The organism is Coprococcus ammoniilyticus (assembly GCF_025567345.1).
Lineage (GTDB): Bacteria > Bacillota > Clostridia > Lachnospirales > Lachnospiraceae > Coprococcus > Coprococcus ammoniilyticus.
The window spans coordinates 141337-165429 of sequence record NZ_JAOQJS010000003.1 but is presented as its reverse complement, the minus strand read 5'-3'; the positions used below and the strand labels follow the sequence as shown (position 1 = coordinate 165429).

28 protein-coding genes and 1 pseudogene are annotated in these 24093 nt (G+C 35.9%); 26 read left to right on the top strand and 3 right to left on the bottom strand.

Annotated elements, in window-relative coordinates:
• The 5 genes from OCV60_RS05425 to OCV60_RS05405 all read left to right on the top strand — a co-directional run bounded on the left by OCV60_RS05425 (position 1) and on the right by OCV60_RS05405 (position 4376).
• A complete protein-coding gene (locus OCV60_RS05425) occupies positions 1–1680 on the top strand; it encodes a recombinase family protein (protein WP_167338124.1) in 1680 nt (559 codons plus the stop codon).
• Positions 1673–3277 (top strand): recombinase family protein, encoded by a 1605-nt coding sequence (locus tag OCV60_RS05420; protein ID WP_055052930.1) that lies wholly within the window; start codon positions 1673–1675, stop codon positions 3275–3277. Before OCV60_RS05425 ends, OCV60_RS05420 begins: the two co-directional genes overlap by 8 nt.
• The gene (locus tag OCV60_RS05415; RefSeq protein ID WP_055052929.1) at positions 3274–3609 is read left to right on the top strand and encodes a DUF6050 family protein; all 336 of its coding nucleotides are present in this window, start codon (positions 3274–3276) and stop codon (positions 3607–3609) included. The genes OCV60_RS05420 and OCV60_RS05415 overlap by 4 nt, the downstream gene beginning before the upstream one ends.
• Entirely contained in the window at positions 3606–4040 is a 435-nt protein-coding gene (locus tag OCV60_RS05410) for a helix-turn-helix domain-containing protein (RefSeq protein ID WP_055052928.1), read from the top strand. Before OCV60_RS05415 ends, OCV60_RS05410 begins: the two co-directional genes overlap by 4 nt.
• 66 nt (positions 4041–4106) lie before the next feature.
• Positions 4107–4376 carry a hypothetical protein gene (locus OCV60_RS05405; RefSeq protein ID WP_174514592.1) on the top strand — a complete coding sequence of 90 codons (270 nt, stop codon included), beginning with the start codon at positions 4107–4109 and terminating at the stop codon, positions 4374–4376.
• 127 nt (positions 4377–4503) lie between these two features.
• Here the strand turns inward: OCV60_RS05405 and OCV60_RS13025 are convergent, their stop codons facing one another.
• Entirely contained in the window at positions 4504–4680 is a 177-nt protein-coding gene (locus tag OCV60_RS13025; protein ID WP_242832806.1) for a helix-turn-helix domain-containing protein, read from the bottom strand.
• A 228-nt stretch (positions 4681–4908) separates the two neighbouring features.
• On the opposite strand from OCV60_RS13025, the gene OCV60_RS05395 reads away from it, so the two are divergent.
• A complete protein-coding gene (locus tag OCV60_RS05395; protein WP_055052926.1) occupies positions 4909–5394 on the top strand; it encodes a hypothetical protein in 486 nt (161 codons plus the stop codon).
• A 92-nt stretch (positions 5395–5486) separates the two neighbouring features.
• Entirely contained in the window at positions 5487–5864 is a 378-nt protein-coding gene (gloA2, locus tag OCV60_RS05390; protein WP_055052925.1) for an SMU1112c/YaeR family gloxylase I-like metalloprotein, read from the top strand.
• Between the two features lie 74 nt (positions 5865–5938).
• Here the strand turns inward: gloA2 and OCV60_RS05385 are convergent, their stop codons facing one another.
• Positions 5939–6559, bottom strand: a complete 621-nt coding sequence (locus OCV60_RS05385; protein ID WP_055052924.1) for a helix-turn-helix domain-containing protein — start codon at positions 6557–6559, stop codon at positions 5939–5941.
• 258 nt (positions 6560–6817) lie between these two features.
• Between OCV60_RS05385 and OCV60_RS05380 the strand changes: the two genes are divergently transcribed.
• The 3 genes from OCV60_RS05380 to OCV60_RS05370 all read left to right on the top strand — a co-directional run bounded on the left by OCV60_RS05380 (position 6818) and on the right by OCV60_RS05370 (position 10091).
• Positions 6818–7762: a ParM/StbA family protein gene (locus OCV60_RS05380; RefSeq protein ID WP_055052923.1), complete on the top strand. Its 945-nt coding sequence runs from the start codon at positions 6818–6820 to the stop codon at positions 7760–7762.
• A gap of 3 nt (positions 7763–7765) precedes the next feature.
• On the top strand, positions 7766–8119 hold the full coding sequence (locus tag OCV60_RS05375) for a hypothetical protein (RefSeq protein ID WP_055052922.1): 354 nt from the start codon (positions 7766–7768) through the stop codon (positions 8117–8119).
• A gap of 139 nt (positions 8120–8258) precedes the next feature.
• Complete coding sequence (locus OCV60_RS05370; RefSeq protein ID WP_055052921.1) at positions 8259–10091, top strand: PIN domain-containing protein; 1833 nt, start codon at positions 8259–8261, stop codon at positions 10089–10091.
• Positions 10092–10240: 149 nt separating this feature from the next.
• On the opposite strand, the gene OCV60_RS13020 is transcribed toward OCV60_RS05370, so the two are convergent.
• Complete coding sequence (locus OCV60_RS13020) at positions 10241–10423, bottom strand: helix-turn-helix domain-containing protein (protein WP_207744246.1); 183 nt, start codon at positions 10421–10423, stop codon at positions 10241–10243.
• A gap of 313 nt (positions 10424–10736) precedes the next feature.
• Between OCV60_RS13020 and OCV60_RS05360 the strand changes: the two genes are divergently transcribed.
• From OCV60_RS05360 to OCV60_RS05290, 16 genes and pseudogenes are all read left to right on the top strand, one after another.
• Positions 10737–11045 carry a helix-turn-helix domain-containing protein gene (locus OCV60_RS05360; protein ID WP_167338123.1) on the top strand — a complete coding sequence of 103 codons (309 nt, stop codon included), beginning with the start codon at positions 10737–10739 and terminating at the stop codon, positions 11043–11045.
• Positions 11046–12050: an AAA family ATPase gene (locus tag OCV60_RS05355; protein ID WP_055052919.1), complete on the top strand. Its 1005-nt coding sequence runs from the start codon at positions 11046–11048 to the stop codon at positions 12048–12050.
• Positions 12037–13920 carry a recombinase family protein gene (locus tag OCV60_RS05350; RefSeq protein WP_167338122.1) on the top strand — a complete coding sequence of 628 codons (1884 nt, stop codon included), beginning with the start codon at positions 12037–12039 and terminating at the stop codon, positions 13918–13920. The genes OCV60_RS05355 and OCV60_RS05350 overlap by 14 nt, the downstream gene beginning before the upstream one ends.
• The gene (locus OCV60_RS05345) at positions 13917–14639 is read left to right on the top strand and encodes a hypothetical protein (protein WP_055052917.1); all 723 of its coding nucleotides are present in this window, start codon (positions 13917–13919) and stop codon (positions 14637–14639) included. Before OCV60_RS05350 ends, OCV60_RS05345 begins: the two co-directional genes overlap by 4 nt.
• Positions 14640–14677: 38 nt before the next feature.
• The gene (locus OCV60_RS05340; RefSeq protein WP_055052916.1) at positions 14678–15052 is read left to right on the top strand and encodes a hypothetical protein; all 375 of its coding nucleotides are present in this window, start codon (positions 14678–14680) and stop codon (positions 15050–15052) included.
• A 133-nt stretch (positions 15053–15185) separates the two neighbouring features.
• Positions 15186–15377: pseudogene (locus OCV60_RS05335) on the top strand (sugar transferase); the annotation flags it as partial.
• Positions 15378–15408: 31 nt separating this feature from the next.
• On the top strand, positions 15409–15693 hold the full coding sequence (locus OCV60_RS13140; protein ID WP_416810452.1) for an EpsG family protein: 285 nt from the start codon (positions 15409–15411) through the stop codon (positions 15691–15693).
• A gap of 11 nt (positions 15694–15704) precedes the next feature.
• Complete coding sequence (locus tag OCV60_RS05330; RefSeq protein WP_262529658.1) at positions 15705–16019, top strand: hypothetical protein; 315 nt, start codon at positions 15705–15707, stop codon at positions 16017–16019.
• A gap of 321 nt (positions 16020–16340) precedes the next feature.
• Entirely contained in the window at positions 16341–16673 is a 333-nt protein-coding gene (locus OCV60_RS05325) for a hypothetical protein (protein ID WP_021944889.1), read from the top strand.
• Between the two features lie 6 nt (positions 16674–16679).
• Positions 16680–17033: a hypothetical protein gene (locus tag OCV60_RS05320; protein ID WP_021944890.1), complete on the top strand. Its 354-nt coding sequence runs from the start codon at positions 16680–16682 to the stop codon at positions 17031–17033.
• Positions 17034–17490: 457 nt separating this feature from the next.
• Positions 17491–17643, top strand: a complete 153-nt coding sequence (locus OCV60_RS05315) for a hypothetical protein (RefSeq protein ID WP_262529656.1) — start codon at positions 17491–17493, stop codon at positions 17641–17643.
• Between the two features lie 304 nt (positions 17644–17947).
• Positions 17948–19366, top strand: coding sequence for an ATP-binding protein (locus tag OCV60_RS05310; protein WP_021944892.1), 1419 nt, complete (start codon positions 17948–17950; stop codon positions 19364–19366).
• An 87-nt stretch (positions 19367–19453) separates the two neighbouring features.
• A complete protein-coding gene (locus OCV60_RS05305; RefSeq protein WP_262529655.1) occupies positions 19454–21757 on the top strand; it encodes an NUDIX hydrolase in 2304 nt (767 codons plus the stop codon).
• A gap of 65 nt (positions 21758–21822) precedes the next feature.
• Positions 21823–22800, top strand: a complete 978-nt coding sequence (gene rfbB, locus OCV60_RS05300) for a dTDP-glucose 4,6-dehydratase (RefSeq protein WP_262529652.1) — start codon at positions 21823–21825, stop codon at positions 22798–22800.
• Entirely contained in the window at positions 22797–23003 is a 207-nt protein-coding gene (locus tag OCV60_RS05295) for a hypothetical protein (RefSeq protein ID WP_021944895.1), read from the top strand. Before rfbB ends, OCV60_RS05295 begins: the two co-directional genes overlap by 4 nt.
• A gap of 156 nt (positions 23004–23159) precedes the next feature.
• On the top strand, positions 23160–24038 hold the full coding sequence (locus OCV60_RS05290) for a hypothetical protein (protein WP_021944896.1): 879 nt from the start codon (positions 23160–23162) through the stop codon (positions 24036–24038).
• The last annotated feature ends 55 nt before the right edge of the window (positions 24039–24093 follow it).

Sequence of the window (24093 nt, the reverse complement as noted above, 5' to 3'; positions counted from 1 at the left end):
ATGGCAAGAAAGAGCAGAAAAAACAGAAACGTAGAATCTAATATACAAACGGTTGTCAAAAAAGAAAACTTACTGGATACGGCTGCGTATATTCGCCTGTCTGTTGAAAACGGAGGAAATGAAACGGATGAAACATTAGTTGTGCAGCAGATGCTTGTAGAAAGATTTATAGAAGAGCATCCGGATCTGAGACTGGAAGAGGTATACATTGATAATGGATTTACAGGCACCAATTTTGAACGTCCCGGATTTATGAGATTAATGGAAGATGTTCGTTCTGGAAAGGTGCAATGTATCGTTGTAAAAGATTTATCCAGATTCGGCAGAGACTATCTGGAAACAGGATATTATCTGGAGACTATATTGCCAAAGTTAAATGTACGCTTTATTGCGATTACGGATGATTACGATAGCTCCAGAAAAGAGGACAGGGAGAATATAAGTGTTCCCATCAAAAACATGGTAAATGCCTTGTATGCAAAGGATATGTCTAAAAAAATCCTGGCGGCAAAGGAAGCACAAAAGCGGAACGGAAATATCACGTTATCTAAGGTTGCATTTGGTTATGTCCGTTCTGAGGATAAAACAAGACAGGTCGTAGATGAAACGGTTGCTCCTGTTGTGCGTATGATATTCCAATGGACATTGCTGGGAGTCAGTAAAAGAGAAATTGCTGACAGGCTGAACTTGTTGGGAGTTGCGACACCTGGACAGAAAGAAAATAGAAAGATAGCAAGAGTGCCACTTGAGGAGACAAAGTGGAATGGAGGAACTGTCAGAAAAATATTAGAAAATCCAACCTATACAGGAGATATTGTCACAGGGAAATTGAAACAGTCTTTGTACAAAGGAGTGAAACAGTATCATACAGTACCAGAAGAGTGGGATGTGCAGAAAGATATGCACACTCCGCTGGTTGCGAGGGATGATTATGAGGAATTACAGGAAAGCAGAGAAGAGATTCATAAGATAACGAAGAAACGCCAGTCCAGATGTATGAAGGACAGAGAAAAATATCAGGATAGTTTTCCGGGAATGGTCCGGTGTGGCGAGTGTGGAAACGTTATGTATTTCAGACGATATACACATAATTATACAACCAATGAAAAAATGGGAAGCGATTACTATTGTGGGAATGAACAGTGTTCCAGAAATTTGATAGAAGGAAACTTACTCAAGATCCTTGTGATGGATCAGATCCAGATTTTGATCAAGAGTATGTGTGACAGAAAATTGCTTTTGCAGAAAATGAAAAGTGCAACAAAAGAAAACAATATTTTTTATAAAGCAGCGGCAAAGGTAAGGACATTGGAGCGTAAGATCGCACAGACGGAAGAACGCAATACAAGACTATATGAAGATTATGTAGCAGGTATTGTAGATAAAGATGATTTTGATATGATGAGGGAACGCTATATAGGGGAACTCCAAAATCTCCGGGAAGAGCTTCAGGTACAAGAACAGAATCAAAGGATCTTGGAAAAGAAAGCAAACCGATATATGGATATGGTAAATCATATGGAAAAATATCTGGATAAAAGAGAATATAATGAGGCACTTGTACAAGAACTGGTGGAATATATAGAAGTATATGCAAATGGGAGTATCCATGTGTGCTTCAAATGTAAGGATGAATTCCAGCAGATAGCAGAAGAAATGGAAGGTGTTCAGATTGGCTAATGGATTGTATTTAAGACTCTCTATAGCAGATGGAGATTTAGGAAAAGAAAATAAAGATGAAAGCAACAGCATTGATAACCAGAGATCGCTTCTTGTCAGTTTTATCACTGACAGAGAGGACATGAGTGATGAATACATAGAATATGTGGATGATGGGTATTCCGGAACAAATTTTGACCGTCCGGCATTTAAGAAAATGATAGAAGATGCGAAGGCAGGAAAAATAGATACCGTCATTGTAAAAGACTTTTCACGATTTGGTAGAGATTATATTGGAGTTGGAGATTATCTGGAGCAAGTGTTCCCGCTCCTGGGAATCCGCTTTATTTCATTAAACAATAATTATGACAGTAAAGAGTACATAGGAAAAACGATGGGATTAGATATGGCAATCAATAATCTTGTCAACAATCTTTACAGCAAGGATATATCCAAAAAGTTAAAGAGTGCCTTGAAAGTGAAATGGAAGAACGGAAAATGGACAGGCTCGAAACCTCCATTTGGTTATTTAAAAGATGAAGAGCATGGATGTTGGAAAATAGATCCGGTAGCAGGTAAATATGTCCGTATGATATTTGATAAAGCGATGGAAGGCTGTAATACTTCTCAGATCTGCTATTACATGAACGAGCAAAAGATACCGACACCTGGAAAATATAATCAGATGAACGGATTGCTGCGGCAGGGGAATTATAAAATGCCAGATAAGGAAGTTGTTTGGGATACCGGAATGATCCGTACGATTCTTGGAAGATTTGAGTACACAGGTGCTTTAGTTATGGGAAGGCGGCATACCGTAGCGGTTGGAAGTAAAGTAACAAGAAAGACAGCAGAACAAGATGTCGTTATCCGGAAGAATATCAATCCGGCAATCATTACGGAAGAAGAGTATGAAGTGGCAAGTGCATCTATTATGTTTATGACAAAGCCAGAATATCGTGGTGCGAAAGACTTCCTTCTGAAAGGAAAAGTGCGGTGTGGAAATTGCCACAGGTCATTAGCTTATACAGATGGTGGTATTCATCCAAAAATATATTGTCCCCATAAAGTTCAGGCAGGAAGATATTCCCATTGTCCGGAAGATGCGTATCCGGTCTCTGTGATAGAGGGGCATATCTGGTATTCTTTAAAAAGGATACTAAGGATATTGGATTCAGTGCAAAGAGAATCCGAAGAAAAATATACGGATAATAGTTTTACAGGGAAAAGACAACAAAGAGTGTTGGAATCGGAACTGGAAAAATTAAAAAATGAACGTATCCATCAGTATGAAGCTTATGCAGAAGGCGTACTTAGCAGAGAAAAATATATAACAGTGAAGAAACAGCTGACAGAAAAAATCGAAAAGATACAATCCGAACAAAAAGCACTTGCCAGTGTGATCATTGAAGAAGAACGATACAGAAGCCGGATAAGAACAGCAGTCCAACAGTTGGAGGTACAGATAGAAAGAGGAAAGCTGACCAAAGAGATTATAGATACGATGATTGATACCGTGTATGTGTATGATAAAAAACGGATTGAAGTAATTTTAAGATTTGATGATGTTTTACAAAAGGTGATCTCAGAATATATGGAAGGGGCGAAGGGTGCATGACATTTAAAAATTTTATGTATAAAGGGGTATTGATGATAACTGTGCTGGCATTGATCGGATGGCTTGGAAAGTATCTGTATCTGGTAGATGGAGAAATGGATTGGTTCCGGCTGATGCTGGTATATGGTGTTCCGGTAGGAATCCCATATATGTTTTTCATCATTCCGTGGCATTGGGATTTATCTGGAACGATAGGAATGGTAGCCTTGTGTGCGATAATCGGAGCTGTATTTGGTTTTATTATTGCGATTGGAATTGCAATCAGGGCAGTATGGTATGTAATCGCATTTCCAATAAGCTGTTTGCTGCGAAAGGAGAAAAACAGGATATGAGTACAGGCGAAAATATTAAAAGAATCCGGAAGTTTAGAGGAATGACACAGAAAGAACTTGGAATTGCGATTGGAATCGGAGAAGAAAGTGCAAGTCCAAGAATGGCACAATATGAAACTGACAATAGAACACCGAGAAAAGAAATGCTGCATAAAATGGCAGTAGTCCTTGATGTAGATCCGAGAAACATTTCCATTCCGACAGGCTATAGGGAAGAAGATATGATATATAGGCTTCTTGTGCTGGAAGATTACTTTCCAGAAATGAAACTGGAGAGGAACGGAAGGACAGGCGAGGTCGTGATCAATCTGCAGAATAAGAAAATCAATGAATTCCTTTATCAGTGGGGAACTATTAGAGGAAAGAAAAAGCAGGGAATGATTTCCGAAGATGAATATATGCAGTGGAAATATTGCAGAAATCATGCGTAATATTATATATTATATATCATATATGTGAATTCACAGATAAAGGATGAAACAGCACTGGGAAAACTTATGCATGATTTTGCCTGTACAAATGCGAAAGATATGTATTATGAAATTCTGGCTGACCGTGTGCATTATTTTAAAGAAGATGAGAAAAGGGTGGCGGTAATGTGTAAAGCGATGGAAGATATGAGAAATGAAGCGGCAAAAATAAAAGCAGTCCATATAGCCCGTTTAATGCTGGATGGTGGCAAACTCAGTTATGAAGATATTGCAGCATACACAGAGCTAACCATAGAGGAAGTCGAAAAGATAGCTTCAGAGAAGAAAAGTGCATAATTGTAAGGCAGTTTAATACCGATACAGTTTAGAAAATAGAAACCGCAGGAATTTTCACCTGCGGTTTTTCTCTGCCCTGCTATATACAGAAATACCGCCATAGAAATATTGCTATACTATGACGGTATTACAAATCTTTTTCATCTTTGAAAGCGAACACATCATTGGGTGTACAGTTAAGAATATTGCACAGTTTTTCAACGGTAAGGATTGTAATGTTCTGATTTTTCCGAAGCTGATCGAGGGTGTGTTTGTCAATTCCTTTGTTAATCAGGGCATATTGGGAAATGTGGCGTTGTTTCATGGTTTCCCATAATGGACTATAGTCAATCAAGGTATCCCCGCCTTTCTTTGCTTTTTGGCATAAAATACCATTAATTTCAATTATAATTGTCGAATAAAATAAAAAATATGGTGGACATCTTCACCATAAGAGATATAATTTGATCGAGGGATATGTAAAATAAAGGAAAATAAAGTCGGATAATGTAAGAATTGATTGATGGGTGTATGTGGGAGGAGAGTTATATAAGTGAATATTGAAAAGTTTTACTATGATGAACAGACAGAAATGTATGAGCAGATGAAGAAGGAACAGGATGAGCATGAACAGTCACTTTCGGTAGAGGAAAGGGAAAAAGAACATCAAAAATTATTCCAGGAAGCAAGAACAATTATGGAAAAAGCAGAGCGTAAAAAGAAAGAAGAATATCAGATTATCAATCCTGTAAAATATCAGAGGTTTATATATCTGTCAGAACGGGCAATACAGTTTTCAAAAATCTCAGGATGTAATATTAAGATTCAGACATTTCCAGACATGTCTGCACTTATTAAAATGCAGACGGGATATATCTGGTTGCTGAGTGATGGTGAATCAGCACTGGAAGATAAGGAAACAATGAAGAATCTGTTAAATGAAGCGGACTGGGTAGGTATTGGCAGCAGAAAACATGGAGAAAAAGATGTTGTTGAATTGGAGTTTTGGTTTGAACTGGCAGAAAAGTTAAAAAAGTAAATGGATATGAAATGACTATTCCACATATATCGTTACTGTGATAAAATGTGAGAAAAATATATATCAACATATGAAAAACGGAGGAGAGAGTTATGTTCGATACCATTCATCATATTGCAATCATTGGAAGTGATTATGAAAAATCAAAACATTTTTATGTGGATCTGCTTGGATTTAAGGTGATCAGAGAAAATTATCGAAAAGAACGTGATGATTACAAGATTGATCTGGCGTGTGGGTCGCAGGAAATAGAACTTTTTATCATAAAAAATGCTCCAGCTCGTGTAAATTATCCAGAAGCATTGGGATTACGCCATCTGGCATTTAAAGTTGAGAGTGTAGATGATACAGTAAAAGAATTGAATGGAAAAGGAATTGAAACAGAGCCGGTACGCCTAGATGATTATACTGGAAAGAAAATGACATTTTTCCATGATCCAGATGGACTTCCATTGGAAATTCATGAGTAGAAAATAGCATAGGATAGAAAGAGACAGATGCAGGTAAATAAATATTTCCACATCTGTCTTTTTTGTGCAAAGATTTATTTATCGGAATGTCGCAGACAGCTTTTTATAAAGGCAGCAGCTTTTATCATTTGTTCTTTTTCTTCATCAGAGCAGTCAGAGGATAATTCAAACCAGGTCTGATCAGCAGAAGAAAGAGAAAGTGCAGGTTTACCGGAATCTGCAGATAAAGCAGGACTGTCAGTATGGATACTGCTATTGTCATCTAATAATCTGTTCTGGATTTCTGATAGAGCTTTTTCACGATATTGAGCATCCATGTCCTGGATACTTTCAACAGAAGCATGGTAATTGCCTAATATGTGATTGATGTATCCATTTTTAAAATGAAGAAAAAGAGCATCTTCAGATAGATCCGCTAAATCCTTTGAGGTTGCAATTTCTAAATCTGCCTGTCCCTCCATTTTAAACAGAATAGAAAACAGATCGGATACAGACTGAATGTCAAAATCCATAAAGAGATGCACACTGATACCTAACGCATCAGCAATTTTTGAAAGCTGTTCATATTTCGGATTACGTTCATTGGCTTCGTACTTGCGGAGTGTACTGAAACTGATTTCAGCGTCCTGTGCAAGTTGTTCCTGTGTCATGTTACGAGCCAGACGAAAATACTTGATTATTTCTCCTGTATTCATAGGCAAAGTCCTCCAATAGCAAAAGTATATCACATTTTTAAATGAAAGTGCCACAAAAGTTTTGAAAAATATATTGACAGATACAAATGTGACATATATAATGATAACAGATACAAAAGTAACATATAACTTACACAATAGACACAAAAGTACAAGTAAACTTATACATAACTGTCATAAGAAATATGAAAAAAGTAAAACGGTTTGAAGTTAAGTAACAGTTAAGTATAAGATGATCAGGAAAGGATGGAATAGGATATGGCAGAAATTATTATGGGAATCGATCATGGAAATGGAAATATGAAAGGGGTACATGTAAACTTTCCATGTGGTCTGGTAAGATATACTTCTGAACCAGGACGATTTATGAATGAGGATATTCTGGAATACAACGGTGTGTATTATACGTTATCAGAAACAAGGATGCCATTCAAAGCAGATAAGACAGTGGATGAAGATTACTTTATATTGACCTTATTTTCACTGGCTTTGGAAGCAAAGGAAAGAGGAATCACTTTATCCGGCAAAGATATTGTACTGGGAGTTGGATTGCCGCCTGCAGACTTTGGACAGCAGGCTCCGGGATTCAAAAAATATTTTACGGAACATTCAAAACATGGGATTTCTTTTCGATTCAATGGAAAGCCGGTAAATTGTTACCTGAAAGATGTTTTGGTAAGTCCGCAGAATTTTGCGGCAGTCATGTGCTATAAAGCAAGCCTGTTTCGTCAGTACCGGACGGTCAACTGCATTGATATTGGAGACGGAACTGTAGATTTACTGGTAATCAGAAAAGGACAGCCGGATTTGTCAGTTCGTGTCAGTGACAGATCTGGAATGGCGATTCTCCGTTCAGAAATTTCTAATTCCATCCAGCAGAATTACGGTATTCATCTGGAATCCTCAGATGTAGAGCAGGTATTAATGCAGGAAGCAACAATTCTGGATGAAGAGGTGGTAAGAGAGATTCAGAAAATGGCAGGAGACTGGATGCAAAGGATTATCAATAAACTCCATGCGTATGTACCAGATTTCCGAACTAATCCGGCAGTATTTCTTGGTGGAGGCAGCTTGCTTCTGAAACAGCAGATTGAAAAATCTTCTGATTTTAAATATATAGAGTTTATCGAGGACATCCGGGCAAATGCGGTAGGATATGAGAAAATGACAGCATTACACATCCAGAAAAGACAGGGGGTGTAATGTGTGGGAGAGATACGGGTTGTACTGATATTTAATGAAGATAATGAACGGCAGAGAGAAATCGGAAGGTATCTGAAATCACAGAAAAGGTGCAAAACAGCACTGATTACAGAACTGGTTTATGCGTGGCTGCATAAAGAAAATACACCTGTTTCTTCCTATAATAATGCAAATGTCAGTGTAGAGGAATTAAAGCAGCAGTTGTTGCAGGATACGGATTTTATACAGCAGATAAAAAAGAGTGTAGTTATTGAAGAAGATGCCGGGAAAGTGATAGAAGAAGAACAGAGCGATGGACTGGATATGGATGAAGGGATGCTGATGGCGGGGCTGTCGATGTTTGAGAATAATTTATAGGATAGTTTTTTAATATGGCAGTATTGTATATAAAAAATATACAGTGCTGCTTTTTTGTGTTAATATAACTGAAAAGAAAGTTTTTTGTTTTTTATAATCGGCGTAGAAATGAAAAAACGAATATCATGGGGGAAGGATTATGATTAAATATCCATTATATGTTACATTAGATACGAATATTTTTGATGCTAATAAGTTAGACTTCAGTAAAGAGAGTACATTAGGCTTGCTTGTTAATTATGTTGAAGCTGGTAAGATAAAAATTGTATTGAGCAATATTGTTATCAAAGAAGTTGAAAAGCATGTTATAAAATCAAGTGATAGTATATGCTCAGCATTTCGGGAACTACGAAAAAAAGCGTTAAGTATCGCTTCAGAAGGGCTTTTGGAACAAGTTGGAATAAAACCTGACGCATTGTTTCTAAATAAGATAGAGTATCAAGAAAAGTGTTTAGGTGTTTGGAATAAATTTTTGGAAAGTTTAAAGCCTGAAATTATGGATTTGTCATTAGTAGATTTAAAAGAGATAGTTGATGATTACTTTGAGATTAAGCCCCCATTTGAAAATAATGAGAAAAAAAGAAAAGAATTTCCGGATGCGTTTATTGCAAATCAGATTCGAGAAAGATTCGGAAAAGATAAAATAATTGCTATAATAAGCAATGATAAAGGATTCAAGAAAGCCTGCGGTCGTTCGGAAAATCATGTTTTTTTTACATCATTAGGCGAATTATATAACACAATGAATAGTCAAGAAAAAGAATATACGGCAGTTCTTCAAGAAATTAATTCTTTGATTGTAAACTATACTTTTGAAATTCGAGATGCTATAAAAAACGAGGAGTGCGTTGAAGTCCATGGTTTGTCATATGACAAGGATGGCATAGAAAGTGGATTTAATTATACTGATTTTGAGGTCACCTCTATTAAGAATATCAATTTTCATGTAAGAACTATTGATGAAATTACAGATGAAATAGCGTTGGCTACATTATTATGCACTGCGGATGTAGAGGTAGAATGTTCTTATGAGGATTATGATAATGCCGCATGGGATGCTGAAACAAGAACTTTTTATTTTTTACAAGCAAGAACAAATATTGAAAGACATCGGGCAAGATTTGGAATAAGAATTGAATTAAATCGTAAAGAAAATAATCTACGAATTATCCCATTTAAAGTAATTTTAAATGGAGATACATTATATGAACGTTTTGAAGTGAGAGAAGATGAGGAGCTTTATGATGCAATGGATATAATAAATCAGGATAGAGAAGATTTAGGATTATATTCGTTGGATAAGTATGCCGATTATTTAGAGGATGATTTAGTAGACTCATCATTTATGAATGAGATTATTGGGAAATTTGAAAGAATTAATGAATTATATCAAAAATATGATACTATAGCAGCAATGTATGATGAGTTATTGTCGGTCATTAAAGATACAGAATCAAAGGAGATTGTGAAGCAACTGACATCAAATTTAAAAGATATTACAGGATTTCCAGTCCCGGCTGATTTAAATGCTATAACTGCTCAAGAAAAGGATGAAATTATTTGCTGGGTGGATCAATCATATGAAAGATTGTATAAACTTAGTGAACAAAAAGGTCTGCCAGATAATTTTAAATATGGAGATACAATAGAAATACAAAATGGTTTAGAAAAGTATCAGTTTAATATTGGGGAGTTTTCAGGTATAGCGACGGCTGGAGATCAAGAAGATATTGAGTTGTCAATAAAAGATAACGATGGAGAAATACTAGGAAAAGGACGTGTAAGTCTTACGATAGGATATATTGATTTTGATGAAGATGGATGTGCTAGTAACGGAATAAATGACAGTATAGAATACTGTTATGAAGATATTGCAAAAGCATTAGAAAATATCGCAGAACTTATCGAACAAGATATTAAAAATGAAGAGAATATTGCAAAAGAAATTGAAAAAGTAATAACCACAGAATAATAGAAAATTGAAAAAGAGAACAAAGGGCGTAGAGGATATGAAAATTCCATCTACGCTCTTTGTGTTTTGGACTATTTTTCGTCAAGACCGCAACACCGCAAGACCGCAATGTTGCAAAATAAAACTGCCGGATGCATCGGTTCCGACAGTTATTTATCATGTATATCATCATCTGTAAAAGTTAAAATGTCATTTGGGGTACAAGATAAGATCCGGCAAAGTTTTTCGATGGTTGATGCGGTAATATTCTGGTTATTCCGGAGTTGCTGCATAGTTCGGTAGTCGATGCCATTGTTGACGAGATAATATTGAGATATATTTCGTTTTTCCATTGTAATCCATAACGGACTATAATCAATCACATTGTCCCCGCCCTTCTAATTTATTTCCTGATTGTTTAATTATAAGTAGGGGAAAATGCAAAAATATAGTGAATAAATTCACTAGATAATATATAATTGGAAACATAAAAAGAGAAAGCAGTATTTATGGATTAAAAATATTATAAAGCATTGTTAAGTGGAAATTAGTCTGGTTCTCGAAAGAGGAACCACAGTTCCCCAAACGAGAACTATAAATTGATAGAATATACTAAAATACTGTAAAATCAAAAATTTTCATAGTGCATAGAAAGGTAAGATGCACATGATGGAATCATTAGGAAATAGATTAAAGCAATTAAGACAAAACAATCGCTTGCGGCAGGATCAGGTAGCAAGCTTGGTTGGAGTAAATAAAAATACAATGTGTTCCTATGAAAATGATGTCAGACAGCCTTCTTATGAAATTTTGGTCAGATTAGCTACAATTTATAGAGTGAGTACCGACTATCTGCTGGGGTGTGAAAGTAAAAGAACGGTTGACGTATCTGGTCTTACACCAAAAGAAATACAAACAATTACAGAACTGGTTGCAGACATGACGGAGAAAAATAAAAAGCTGGAAGGGTTATAGATGGCTCAAAATGCAAAGGAACAAAATGATTATAGAATTACATATTATAATGCAGTGTCATCAAAAGAAGTTGATTGGTTATGGTATCCGTATATTCCCTATGGAAAGATAACGATATTGCAAGGAGATCCAGGAGAAGGCAAATCGACCATGATGATGCAGCTTGCGGCACTTATTACAACTGGAAAAGCTATGCCAGATGGAAGCGGAGATAAAATACCGGGAAACGTAATTTATCAGGCGGCAGAAGATGGAATTGAAGATACAATCAAGCCACGATTGGAAGCGGCAGGTGCAGATTGTAGTAGAATTGCATTTTTGGAACAGCCGGATGAAGAACCAATATTACTAAATGACACAAGATTGGCACAAGCGATTGAAGGTACACAGGCGAAATTGTTGGTTATTGATCCACTTCAAGCCTACTTGAGAATGGATAGTGAAATGCAACGTACAAATTCGGTGCGTTCTGTTCTTACAAATCTTGCAAAAGTTGCAGAACGGACTGGATGTGCAGTTGTGCTGATTGGACACATGAATAAAAGCAATCGGACAAAAGGCATATATCGAGGACTTGGAAGTATAGACATAGCTGCAGTAGCAAGGAGTATTTTATTAGTAGGAAGGGATAGAAATATTCCGCATTATCGTGTAATGCTTCAGATAAAAAATAATCTGGCACCAGAAGGAAAGGCATATGTATTTGAACTACATCCGAATTCTGGATTTCGGTGGATAGGGCAGGAGGAATATAAGGTAGAAGATCTTTTGTCTCATAAATCAAAAACAGATAGTAAACTGGACAAAGCAAAGGATTATCTGCAATTACTGTTAAGTGGAACAGATATGGCATGTGCAGATATATTTGATAAAATGCGTGCAAGTGGTATTGGTAAACGTACTGTGGAGCAAGCAAAAAAAGATATGGGGATTATATCCTATAAATCGGGAGATAAATGGTATTGGCAGTTAAATGGGAGTGATGCATCAGGTGAGCGGATATGAAAAAGAAATAAAGAAACAGGAAGAACAAAAGAATAAGATTCGTGAAAGATATAAGGGTGTTGACCGAAATGAATTGGAATTCATTCCGGCAAAACCAAGAGAAAAGTTGTTTGAGGATACAGCAGAGAAAAGGGTTTGTGCCTATTGCCGTGTTTCTACTGATGATGTTAATCAGACTTCTTCTTATGAGTTGCAGAAGAATCATTATGAAGATATGATTAAAGAACATCAAGGATGGGAGCTAGTAGGAATTTATGCTGATGAAGGAATATCCGGTACATCTTTACAGCATAGAGACGAGTTCAATCGGATGATAGAAGATTGTAAAGCTGGAAAAATAGATCTGATTGTTACCAAAAGTGTCTCCAGATTTGCCAGAAATATAGTGGATTGTATTGCAAAGGTTCGTGAACTTGGAAATATGCGACCAAAAGTGGGTGTGTTTTTTGAAACAGAACATATTTACACATTGGATAATACCAGTGAAATGATGCTGGCAGTATTATCCGCAGCTGCACAGGAAGAGTCTCATACGAAGAGTGAGATTATGAATATTTCCATAGAGCAGCGTTTTTCAAGAGGGATATTTCTTACACCCAAATTATTGGGATATGATGTAGACGAAGATGGTAATCTGGTAATTAATAAAGAAGAAGCAGAAACAGTGCGTTTATGCTACTATTTGTTTCTTAACGGTTTTCCAACTGCGGAAATTGCAGAAATACTGATGCAATTAAAACGGAAAACGAAACTTGGAAATACCAAATGGTCAAGTGGTACTGTAGGAAGTTTATTGAGAAATGAGAGATATTGTGGAGATGTACTTTCCAGAAAGACATTTACGCCTAATTATCTTGATCATAAATCAAAAAAGAATCGTCATGATCGGAACCAGTACCGACAAACAGATCACCATGAGGCTATTGTTGACAGGGATATTTATAATGCGGCACAGAAGATGTTGACAGTGACAAAGTATGTGAAAAAAGGCTTTCCATTTCCTAATCTCAAGGTAGTAGATGGTGGAGCGCTAAAAGGTTTTGTGTCGGTTAATCGGTCTTGGACAGGATTTACAGTAGAAGATTATAAAAAAGCAAGTCAGAGCGTGTATTCTGATCAGAATAGTATACAAGATATTGAAGAATCAAAAGAAGAAAAGAAAGACGGAGGATTTGATTTATCTGGATACGAGATTGTTCGGGCACAGTTCTTTTCTACAAGGTTGAATCCAGCCATGACAATTTCAGAAGGACGTATTACCTTTAACACTGCCTGTTTAAAGAAATTTGAAGATGTGGAATATGTAGAAATTCTTTTTAATTCAATAGAAAGATGTATCGCTGTAAGACCCTGCGATAAAGATAACATCAATGCCGTAAAATGGGGAACGATACGAAATGGTAAATGGGTAGTCCTGCCTAAAAGCTGCCGGGGATTCTCAGAACCACTATTTGAATTAATGGACTGGAATAATGAGTGTAAATATCGTTTTAGAGGTCAATATTCAAAGGAAGATAACGAACAGATCTTATTGTTTGACTTGGAAGAACCAGAAGTGATTAAACATGAGATAATTCAAGAGGATTTACCTGATACAGATACGACTGAAACGGAAGAGAATACCGTAGATACATCTAAAAATAAAACAAAGAAGATTGTCAGAACACTTTTCCCGAAGCAGTGGCAGAATCATTTTGGCGATAGTTCAGAAGATGTTCTTCTTTTACATAGAGTTAAGTATTATGGAAATTGGGATGTGCTGCGTCCAGCTAAAATAGTAGAAGGTTTGGAACCTATATCAGAAAATTTATTGGATAAGCTGAATGAAGAAGCACAGAACATGATAGAAAAGATGAGGTGTGCAGTATGAGTGAAATGATGATAAATCAGACTATTGAGAACACAGAAAATATAGATCAGAAAGCACTGGAACTGGCACAAGATTTTAGTTATGATGGTTACCAGGTTGTAAGAAGGGAACTTTTTGCACATTTACGGGAGCCAGCCGTTGTAATCCGGAGAGATAGTGTGACATTTAATACTGCCTGCATTGCCGGTTTAGAGGATGCAGTTTACATACAGATTCTTGTTAACCAGGATAATAAGCGAATGGTAGTGCGGAAATGCGAAGAAAACGACAAAGATGCTTTGAGATGGTGTATTGAAAAACCTGATAAGAGAAAAAGTAGAAAAATGTCAAATAAATTATTTTCAGCAATGATGTATGACATGATGGGGTGGAATACAGACTGCCGATATAAGATTTTGGGGCATAAAATAACACATGAAGATGAAACTATGTATATTTTTGATCTGTTGGAAACAGAGATATTCATGGATACAAAAAGAAAGAAAAAAGCGAATCCGGATTCGTTGGAGAAAAATGAAGAATTAGTTACTGCAGAAACAGATCAGACACCGGAGCAGAATCAGGAAGAGATAGCAGCAAAAGTGGCGAGAAAGTTGAACAGAATACCATTTTATCCTAAAGATTGGAAGGATTCTTTTGGCTTATCAGTAGAAGAACATAAAAAGGCACTGGAAACTAATTTAACAGACGGCTATATAGAATTTTCAGCAACAAGGTGATAGGAGAAAGTGCGCTCATTTGGAAGGGAGGAGTGCAGATGCCGAAAATCACAGTAAATATCACAGGGGTATCTCTGTGCCAAAAAAAAGGAATAATACGAATATTTCGATCAACGATAAAAGAATTGGGTGATCCGAGGTATATTCGCTTCTTATTTAATCCGGAGAAAAGAACTTTAGCAGTTCAGTCTGTCAGCCGAAAAGAAGCGGAGTGTTTTCGTGTGCCTAAATATAATCCTAAAGACTGGGATTTTAAAATTTGCAGTATTCAAATGCTGAGGATAATCTGGAGAGTTTGTGAGTGGAATGAAAATGACACGTATCGAATAGCAGGAACGCATTATCCAGAATATAATCTGGTGGAGTTTAATTTGAATCAGGCTAGGATAGTGCAATTTGGAGAAATAGAGTAGACATAGAATCGAAGAATTTGGGACTTCTGAGAAATCAGGGGTTCTTTTTTTGTGCTTATTTTGAGGGTAAGTTGATAATACTGTGCTTTATGAGATATTTTTGAAAAAAGTTGTTCCTGAGTTGACATAAGGAGGTGATATGAGTCTGATCGGAACCAGACCGCCAACAGAGGACGAATGGGAGAAGTATTCCGCCCATCATAGAGGACGTATGGCGATCAAACCGGGTATCACAGGACTCTGGCAAGTCAGCGGAAGAAGTAATATCACGGATTTCGATGAGGTTGTAAGATTAGACCGTAAGTATATCGATGAATGGAGTCTTGTAAAAGCATCTTTTTAAAGGTGATGAGAGTATGTATTGTTTGGCGAAAAATGAGAGTTTTTTACTATACATGGTTTTGATAGCGTCGACATTTAACTTGCTGATTTTTCGCATGAATATTCTGAACAGATTTTCGCTATACTTTACACCTTTTGTTTTGATTCTTTGCCCTTATGCAATCAGTTCAATGAAGTTGAAATCCAATAAGCCAATTGTTAGAGCTTGCATATATTTTATGTTTGGCTTTTACTTTGTTTGGCTGACGATAACCAAAGCAGCAGAATTCTATGGAGTGGTACCATATCGGTTTATATGAGAGTGAGAAAAATGAATGCAAATAAAGTCCTTATTGTAAAAATGGGCATTGCTGAAGTTGTATGGCGCGTATATTCTAAGATAGTAACAAGATTCTTTGCAAAGCGGTATTCAGAATGCTTGAATTTGCGTACAGAAAAAGTATCGGAATTTAGAGAAAAATCTATTAGGCATTCTAAAGTTTATACAGAAGAAACAATTTCTGAGTGTAAAAAGGAATATGATATTTTTATAAGTGGAAGCGATCAGATCTGGAAACCAGGTGTGGTTGATGATGGATATGTATTCAATTTTTTAAATGCTAGAGATGAGTGGATTTTTATATAAAAAGTATCATCGATTTAGTGCGGATAGTTAAGCTATTAGGTGTCTTTACGAAGAATGTCGGGATATTCGATACGTTTCATCTTGAGGTAATAAGAAATTTCAAGAAAATGGCTTTTTCTGAAATTGTTCTAGCAAAATCATCATGGAAATTTCAAGTTTAGTATTTCATATTTTAAATTTGTTTTGCTTTTTTCAATGTAAGTCGGGGCATTTTATGCCCACAAGAAGCGGGAATCCACATGGTATTACCGTTGGAATTTGGTTGATACATATGAAAAATGCAAGTGGTTGTATTTATAGATAATGGAATCAGGAGGGAAGATGGCAGATAAAAAATTATTAGTGACTAGACATGTATTAGATCAGATGGATTTGATAAATATTGAATTAGAAGAACAACAGAAGTTTCCGTTATTGGATGTGGTGAGATCTAGTGGTATGACTTCGACATTTTTTAACTATTATATGGATGACGGCTGCCAGTTATTGAATGATACATTTCCATATATGATTATAGAAGGGCAGTTAGAGTGGAATGTGCCATATAATCGGGTTACATTAGAAGATTTTTTGGTAACTCATCCAGCGTGTTTGCAAGAAGGAATTGAGTACGAAACGGGACTGCCTGCTGCAAGTGGACATGGACGAGTATGAGGTACAGTGGCAGTTAATATTGCTATTAGTATACTCAGAAATAAAAGTCCGGAATTGGGAGTACCATTAGATATAGGGCAAGTGTTGATAGATGCTTTGTGTGCAGTAGCTCCGTATTATGAAGAGAAAAAGATTTCGGTGATTCAACAGTTGGATGCGATTATCAGTACAGGCGAATGTAGTGTTTTGGCGATACAGGAATTATTGGATTTTGACGAATATCATGCGAGAAAGCTGCTGCTGGCAATTGGATTCATGATGGATGAGAAAACTGGAAGATATGTTATAGGGGTTCAGAAAAGAGCGGAAACAAGAGCTATGTTAGAGAAACTAAGTTTGGAAGAACTGGAATGGCTGTAAAAAGTACTGTATTAGAAATGTAGCAGATGAATTTACAGTAGAAGAATTACGGAACTGGATAGATTTTAAAATTTGTGGGGATATGTTGAAGTATTTGTTTGGTGAAGATGTAAAGTAAAATATGTTTCAGTTAACCATGAAGATATTAATAGTCTTCAGGCGTTTTCATGTGGTAATAAAAAGATAGATCAGAATGGTTTACCGCTGACCGATATGGGATATATAAATAGTCGGATTGAAAGATAAGTCCTTTGCCGAGAGGTGAGGGACTTTTCTGGTTTTAGAAAATACTTGCACGACAAGAACATTTGTTCTATAATGTTTATGGGTGCTATCCTTAGGTTAAGGTGGATGAAAGTCTATTGTAACCTATTGAGATGGTAGGCGGCTGGCCCTCTTGCACAAAGGAGGGACTGTTACAAAAGCCCTCCGTATGGGAAAGGAGGGTGGTGTGATTATGATGATGGAGTACATAAGTTTGGTAGGATTTATTCTTACTATTTTTATAGCCGGAATTGCAGTTGGAAAACTTGTTGAGAAGATCGAAAGATTTCTATGCAGGAAAGAAGATGAAGAACATAATAACACAAACAAAAACGACCGCCGTTAGTTTTCGTAGGACTTGGCGATCGTTTATTGCTAAATAACTAAGAGGCTAGCCGTCTATCGGTAGCACCTTTTATAGTTTGATGATATCATAAACAGAAGTTGATTTCAAGTGTTAACGGAAAGGCTGATAACAGACCTATTCACTCATGACATTTGAGCTTTGAAAAAATTAGTTAATAATTATTTTTTTGAATTTTTGAATATATAAAAAACGTTGCTATATAATATATCATATGTTATATTTTATTCAAATTGATTTTATTAAAAGCGATTTGAATAAAAGCACATCAGAGGGAGATCGTTAAATGTTTATTGGAAGAGAAAGAGAATTGGCATCTTTGAAAGAATTTTATGACAAAGATGGAATTGGCATGACAGTTATATATGGTCGTAGACGTATTGGAAAGTCTACACTTATTGCAGAATTCATCAAAGATAAGAAAACTATATTTTATACTGCGACCAAGGTTGGCAAAAATAGGAACCTGGAATTATTTTCAAAACAGGTTTTGGATTTATTTATGCCTGGTGTGGAAGATGTTAGTTTTAATACGATCGAGGCGGTATTTGATTTTATTGATAAAAATATGGGCAATGATAAGTTGATTCTTGTAATAGATGAATTGCCGTATTGGGCAGAAAAAGACGATGCACTTTTATCTGTATTGCAGAAATATATAGATACTGTTTGGAAAAATAAAAATTTAAAAATTATTTTATGTGGTTCAGCACTCAGTTTTATGGAAAAGAAGGTACTTAGCGAAAAGAGTCCTTTGTTTGGAAGAAGAGATTCGCAAATTAAATTAGAGGTATTTGACTATTTAGATGCAGCTAAATTTGTTCCGAATTATTCAAATGAGGATAAAGCAATTTGTTATGGTATTACCGGTGGTGTTGCAAAGTATTTGTCAATGATTGATTCAAGAAAGAGTATTGATGAAAATATCGTAAGATTATTTTTTAAGAAGGATGGATATCTGTATGATGAAACAAGAAATATGTTGATGCAGGAATTTTCAGATATAACAATAGTAAATAATATTGTTGAACAAATTGCTTCTGGTAATAATACACTAAATACGATTGCAGCAAAAATTGGTGAGAAAGAACCAACAGTATTGTATTCGTTAGATAAGTTGATCAGTGTTGGATTAGTTGAAAAGAAAAAATGTATTACAGAGGAGAAGAATAAGAAAAAAACGCAGTATGTTTTGAAAGATTACATGTTTAAGTTCTGGTATGAGTTTATTCCAAAAGCAACCAGTGTCATTGAAATAGGACAAGGCGAGATATATTATCAAAAAGCAGTAAAACCAATTTTACATTCTTTTATGGGGACAGTGTTTGAAGATATGTGCAGATATTATACCTTGAAGAATGGAATTATAGGAGAATATGGTTGCTTTATCACTTCTGTAGGAACATGGTGGGGAGTAGAGAATATTAAGGATAAGCAGGGCAATATGAGAACACAATCTGTAGACATAGATGTTGTTGCTTTGTCAGAGGTAGACAAAAAAGCGCTTGTTGGAGAATGTAAGTTCAAAAATGAAAAGATTGATAAATCTATATATGAAACCTTGGTTAGTAGAGGAAAACTTTTACCTGCTAAGTATAAGGTTTCGAAATATATATTATTTTCATTAGCGGGATATACAGATTGGTTTGAATCATTATCAGATGAAGAGGTTGTATTACTCACTTTGGATTCGATTTATAAATAGAGTTTTTATATGGTGAATTATAGGGCAAATGCAACATCTTTTTGAGCCACTTATTGTAGAATGAACGAGAGAGTAGGATACATTATTATGAAAGATAAAAGAAAACCACAGATAAGAAAAAATGTATATTTATTTGAATTGGATTCTGTTCGAAAAACAGATGAGGAGATTGAGATTGCACAGAATGCCTTATTAGACGAGATTGTTTTAAACGGAAATGTGGTTGTTATGACATACAACCAGTTGGTTGATTCGCGCGGCTTTTTCAGCCTGCTTTGTAATGATAAATATGAAGAGAAGTTGATCCGGTTATTTGAAATGGGTGCCATCCGTATTTCCCGGTTTGGAGATATCCGTACCGTTTCCCAGTATTTGTTGAATTCGATTGATGCGGATAAGGAATTTATATATTCAGCAATTCCGATTAAATATAGCCAGAAACGTCTGCTTGCCTTGATGAAACGTTGTTTGACATACTCCGATCTTTCAGAATTGAATGAATATACAAAAGATAATTTGGATGACCGGGAAAAAGATAAGCTGGAAGATTTATTTGTGGAAGTAATAAATGGGGAGGAACAGCCTGTTGATTATCTGTCCGAGAAGGATCGTAATTATCAATTAGGAACATACCAGAATATTTTAAAGAATCTGAGAGGTTTACTGTCAACGGTATTGCGAATCAGTATGCTGCCTGATATTTATTTGGATCCAAGAAATGAATCGGAATATAAAGAGTTGAAATTTGTAAATTTCATGGCTGCTGTTTTAGCTTTTAAAGATCTTCCGGATGATAAACTGATAAATGTAGATGCGGAAGCCTTTCGGCGTTCACTTGGAATATTGGAGAAATTGGAAGCCTGGCAAAAAAATAATAATAATCGTTCAGTATATATTCGTGAAATTAAAAAAGCATGGCAGACTGTACCTGAAAGTAGTGCAGATGAACTTTCATATCAGTATGCAGAGGTTATAGTTGATCTTTGTTATAATTATGCATGTGAGAATAGTATTTGCAATATTTCCAAGCATTATAATGTGGATGAACTTTGGCGGGAATCAGGGGACAAGTCAAGCTTCTGTGTGGATTTCTTTGGCAGATTTGCTAAAACTTGGAGGAATGGAGCAGGAGCGAAGGATCGTTTCTTAACGGATGAGACAAATAAGTTTGAGTCGTTTGCTGACAAGGATGATCAATTATATAAGCAGTTAGACCGTGTAGTCCGTCTTGTAGAATATATCGATTATTCACAGGCTGGGCGTGCAGATGAAACGAATGACCAGGTTGTTTATCGTTATGAATATAAGGATGAGGAGCAACGCAGGCAGAATAAGAGAAATATAATAGGAAAAATTGCACATGGGTTTGGAATGGCTGCGCTTTGCATTATTGTGGCATGTGGCATTGAGCTTGGATTCAATAAATTACAAAGTATGATGGAAGGGATTATTTCCTTTAATACAGCACTGCTCAGTGTGATTGAGACAATTGTCTGGTTGTTTGTAACAGAGATGCTTTCAACGATAATTTCTTTGAAATTTCCTAGGCTCTTACCATTATCAGATGCTCTGGCAAAGATCAGAGAGTCAGTTGTAGATGGATGGCGGATCTGCCAGCGTAAATTTACAGCCTATTCTTGTTCAGACAAGGTGCAGACAGAACAGACAGAACCATATAATGTAGGGAAAACGATTCCCTATATTTGTCCGGCAGAATTAAAGAAATATCGGGCATTACGCAAATCAGAACCAGAACCTAAAAAGTGTTTTGCTGAATCTTCCATTTATCCTATTGCGAATGTGGAAGATAGTGATCTGACCGCACAATTGATCCGGCAGGAAGAATTATTTCACCGGAAGTATGGATTGGTATATCAGAGCAAATACAATACTATGATCGTAGATCCAATTGAGGGCGAAAATGGCATTTTCCCATATGAGCGTGTACTACCAACAGGTAAAAATGGTGTTGTGATCATTGCGAGATATAAAGGAACATTTGTGTTGTTAAAGCAGTATCGGCATGCGATTCGACGTATGCAATATGCTTTCCCAAGGGGATTTGCAGAGGTGGATGACAAGACTCCTGCTGACAATGCGATCCGTGAGTTACAGGAGGAAATCCATGCTGTCATCACGAAATCACCGGTATTTCTTGGACGGATTGTTGCTGACAGCGGATTGACCGGCGGATGTGCATATGTGTACAGTGTCGATATAGATTCAGTGGAATTGGTCGAGGATCATGAAGGCATAGTAGCCATTGAACAGCTTAGTGACCGTGAGTTGACGTCCTGGATAAATAAAGGGAAGATTGATGATGGTTTCACGCTTGGAGCTTATGCATTGTATAAATGTGTGGCTTCAGAAGCGGAGAACAAAGATATTTGATTTCAAAGTTCTACTGAGAGTAACTGAAAGTCATACATAAAATATATACATGATGGGATAGACATATGAGAATCAAAACAATAATAGTGACCGGTGGAGCCGGATTCATAGGCAGTAATTTTATATTTTACATGAAGAGAAAATATCCGGACTACAGGATTATTTGTTTGGATAAGCTTACCTATGCGGGGAATCTTGCAACATTACAACCGCTTATGGAGGAAGCGAATTTCCGTTTTTATAAGGCAGATATATGTGACCGGAATGCTGTTTATAAGGTGTTTGAAGAGGAACATCCGGATGTGGTTGTAAATTTTGCTGCGGAGTCACATGTGGATCGTTCTATTGAGTCGCCGGAAATTTTTCTTGATACCAATATAAAAGGAACAGCGGTTTTGATGGATGCGTGTATCAAGTATCAGGTGGGGCGGTTTCATCAGATCAGCACGGACGAAGTATACGGAGATTTGCCGCTTGACAGACCGGATCTGTTATTTACGGAAGAAACGCCATTATGTACCAGTTCGCCATATAGCAGTTCAAAGGTCGCAGCGGATCTGCTTGCTATGTCTTATTACAGAACCTATGGACTTCCGGTGACGATCAGCAGATGTTCCAATAACTACGGACCATATCAGTTTACGGAGAAGTTGATTCCACTAATGATAACACGGGCATTGGCAGATCAGCCGCTTCCGGTATACGGACAAGGTATAAATGTCCGGGATTGGATATATGTAGAGGATCATTGCAAAGCGGTCGACCGGATTATTCATGCCGGAACTCCGGGAGAAATTTATAATGTTGGTGGACATAATGAGCTGCGAAATATTGATATTGTCCGTTTGATCTGCAAAGAATTGAATAAACCGGAGAGCCTGATCACTTATGTGGCGGATCGGAAAGGACATGATCTGCGGTATGCAATTGATGCGTCAAAGATATATAAGGAGCTTGGCTGGTTGCCGGAGACGAAGTTTGAAGATGGCATCAAGAAAACGATTCAGTGGTATGTCAGCCATCCGGAGTGGTGGAGGATGTGAGTGTTATCGTGCATTTAGAGTATATGGAAATAATTTCAGGATGTTATGGGGATATACTAATGAATTATGAAGATGAAAAGGAATTTGTGTATGAAAATGGTAAGGACAAAAAGTGGAAGAAAAATAAAAGTAGTTGTACAAGAAGAAAAAATAAATTGACAGCAGCAGATAATGAAATGGAAATTTGGAGATTTTTATATTGATGAATGTTGACTTTGTATATGAATGAGGGTAATATCAAAATATAGTATCGAATAAAGAGGGGGATTTCTTTTATGTAGGTCTTAATAAATATTGTTCTAATTTATAATCCATAAAATAAAAAAATCGTTATATAAAATAGATGATGTTGGAGTAGAATGCGAAAAGAAAATAAAGTAAATAATAGAGTATTTAAAAATATAGTTTTTGCAATAATAATTGTCACATTGATTATTATTTTACCATTTATATTTGAAAGAATTATTTTAAATGAAAGTTCTTGGCCGTTTAATTTGCATATTTATCTTTCAAGAGAAACATGGTTCGGATTTATAGGCTCATATCTTGGAGCAATTGGAACGATAGTGCTGGGAGGTATTGCTTTTTACCAAAATAAAAGATATAAAGAATTATCTGATCAATCTGAAAAAAGATTTTTAAATTTACAGGAAGAGATGAAAGAATTAACAACTAAAAGTGTTTCATTGATTGATTTGAATTCAAAAATAGAAGCAGCGAAATACCATCCGATATTAACAAATATGGATTGTATTTATTATAATTTTAATAATGAAGAATTTGAAAAAATATTTGATATACAAAATGATGTTTTTCAAATTAGTACTTGTGATACAGATCCATATGTGCATTTACTTTCAAATAAAGAAATTTTTAATCAGTATTATACATTTTTGCATATATTTAAAAACGATGGAGAGAAGAATATTAGGAATTTTAATTGTAGGGATATAAAAACAAATGGTGAGCTAAATATAAATGAGGGATGGATATGTCGGGCTTGTGACATTAAACCAGGAGCTACTCTTATATGCGTGTATGCAACTAAATATGATTTGGTAAAAAAAATAATTAATAAGGAGATTGATTCTATATCGTTTACATATAGAATGGAAAATGTATTAGGTGAGTGTTTTAAAATGTCAGTTGACTTTCAATTTCTAACAGAAGGTAATAAAATTTATAATTTATGTGATGTATCATCTATATTAAAAATAAACAGTAAAAGTTTTGAATAAATATATTTTATATAACGTAAAGTAGACTTGCTATGAAAGACAAACTTTTGAAGAA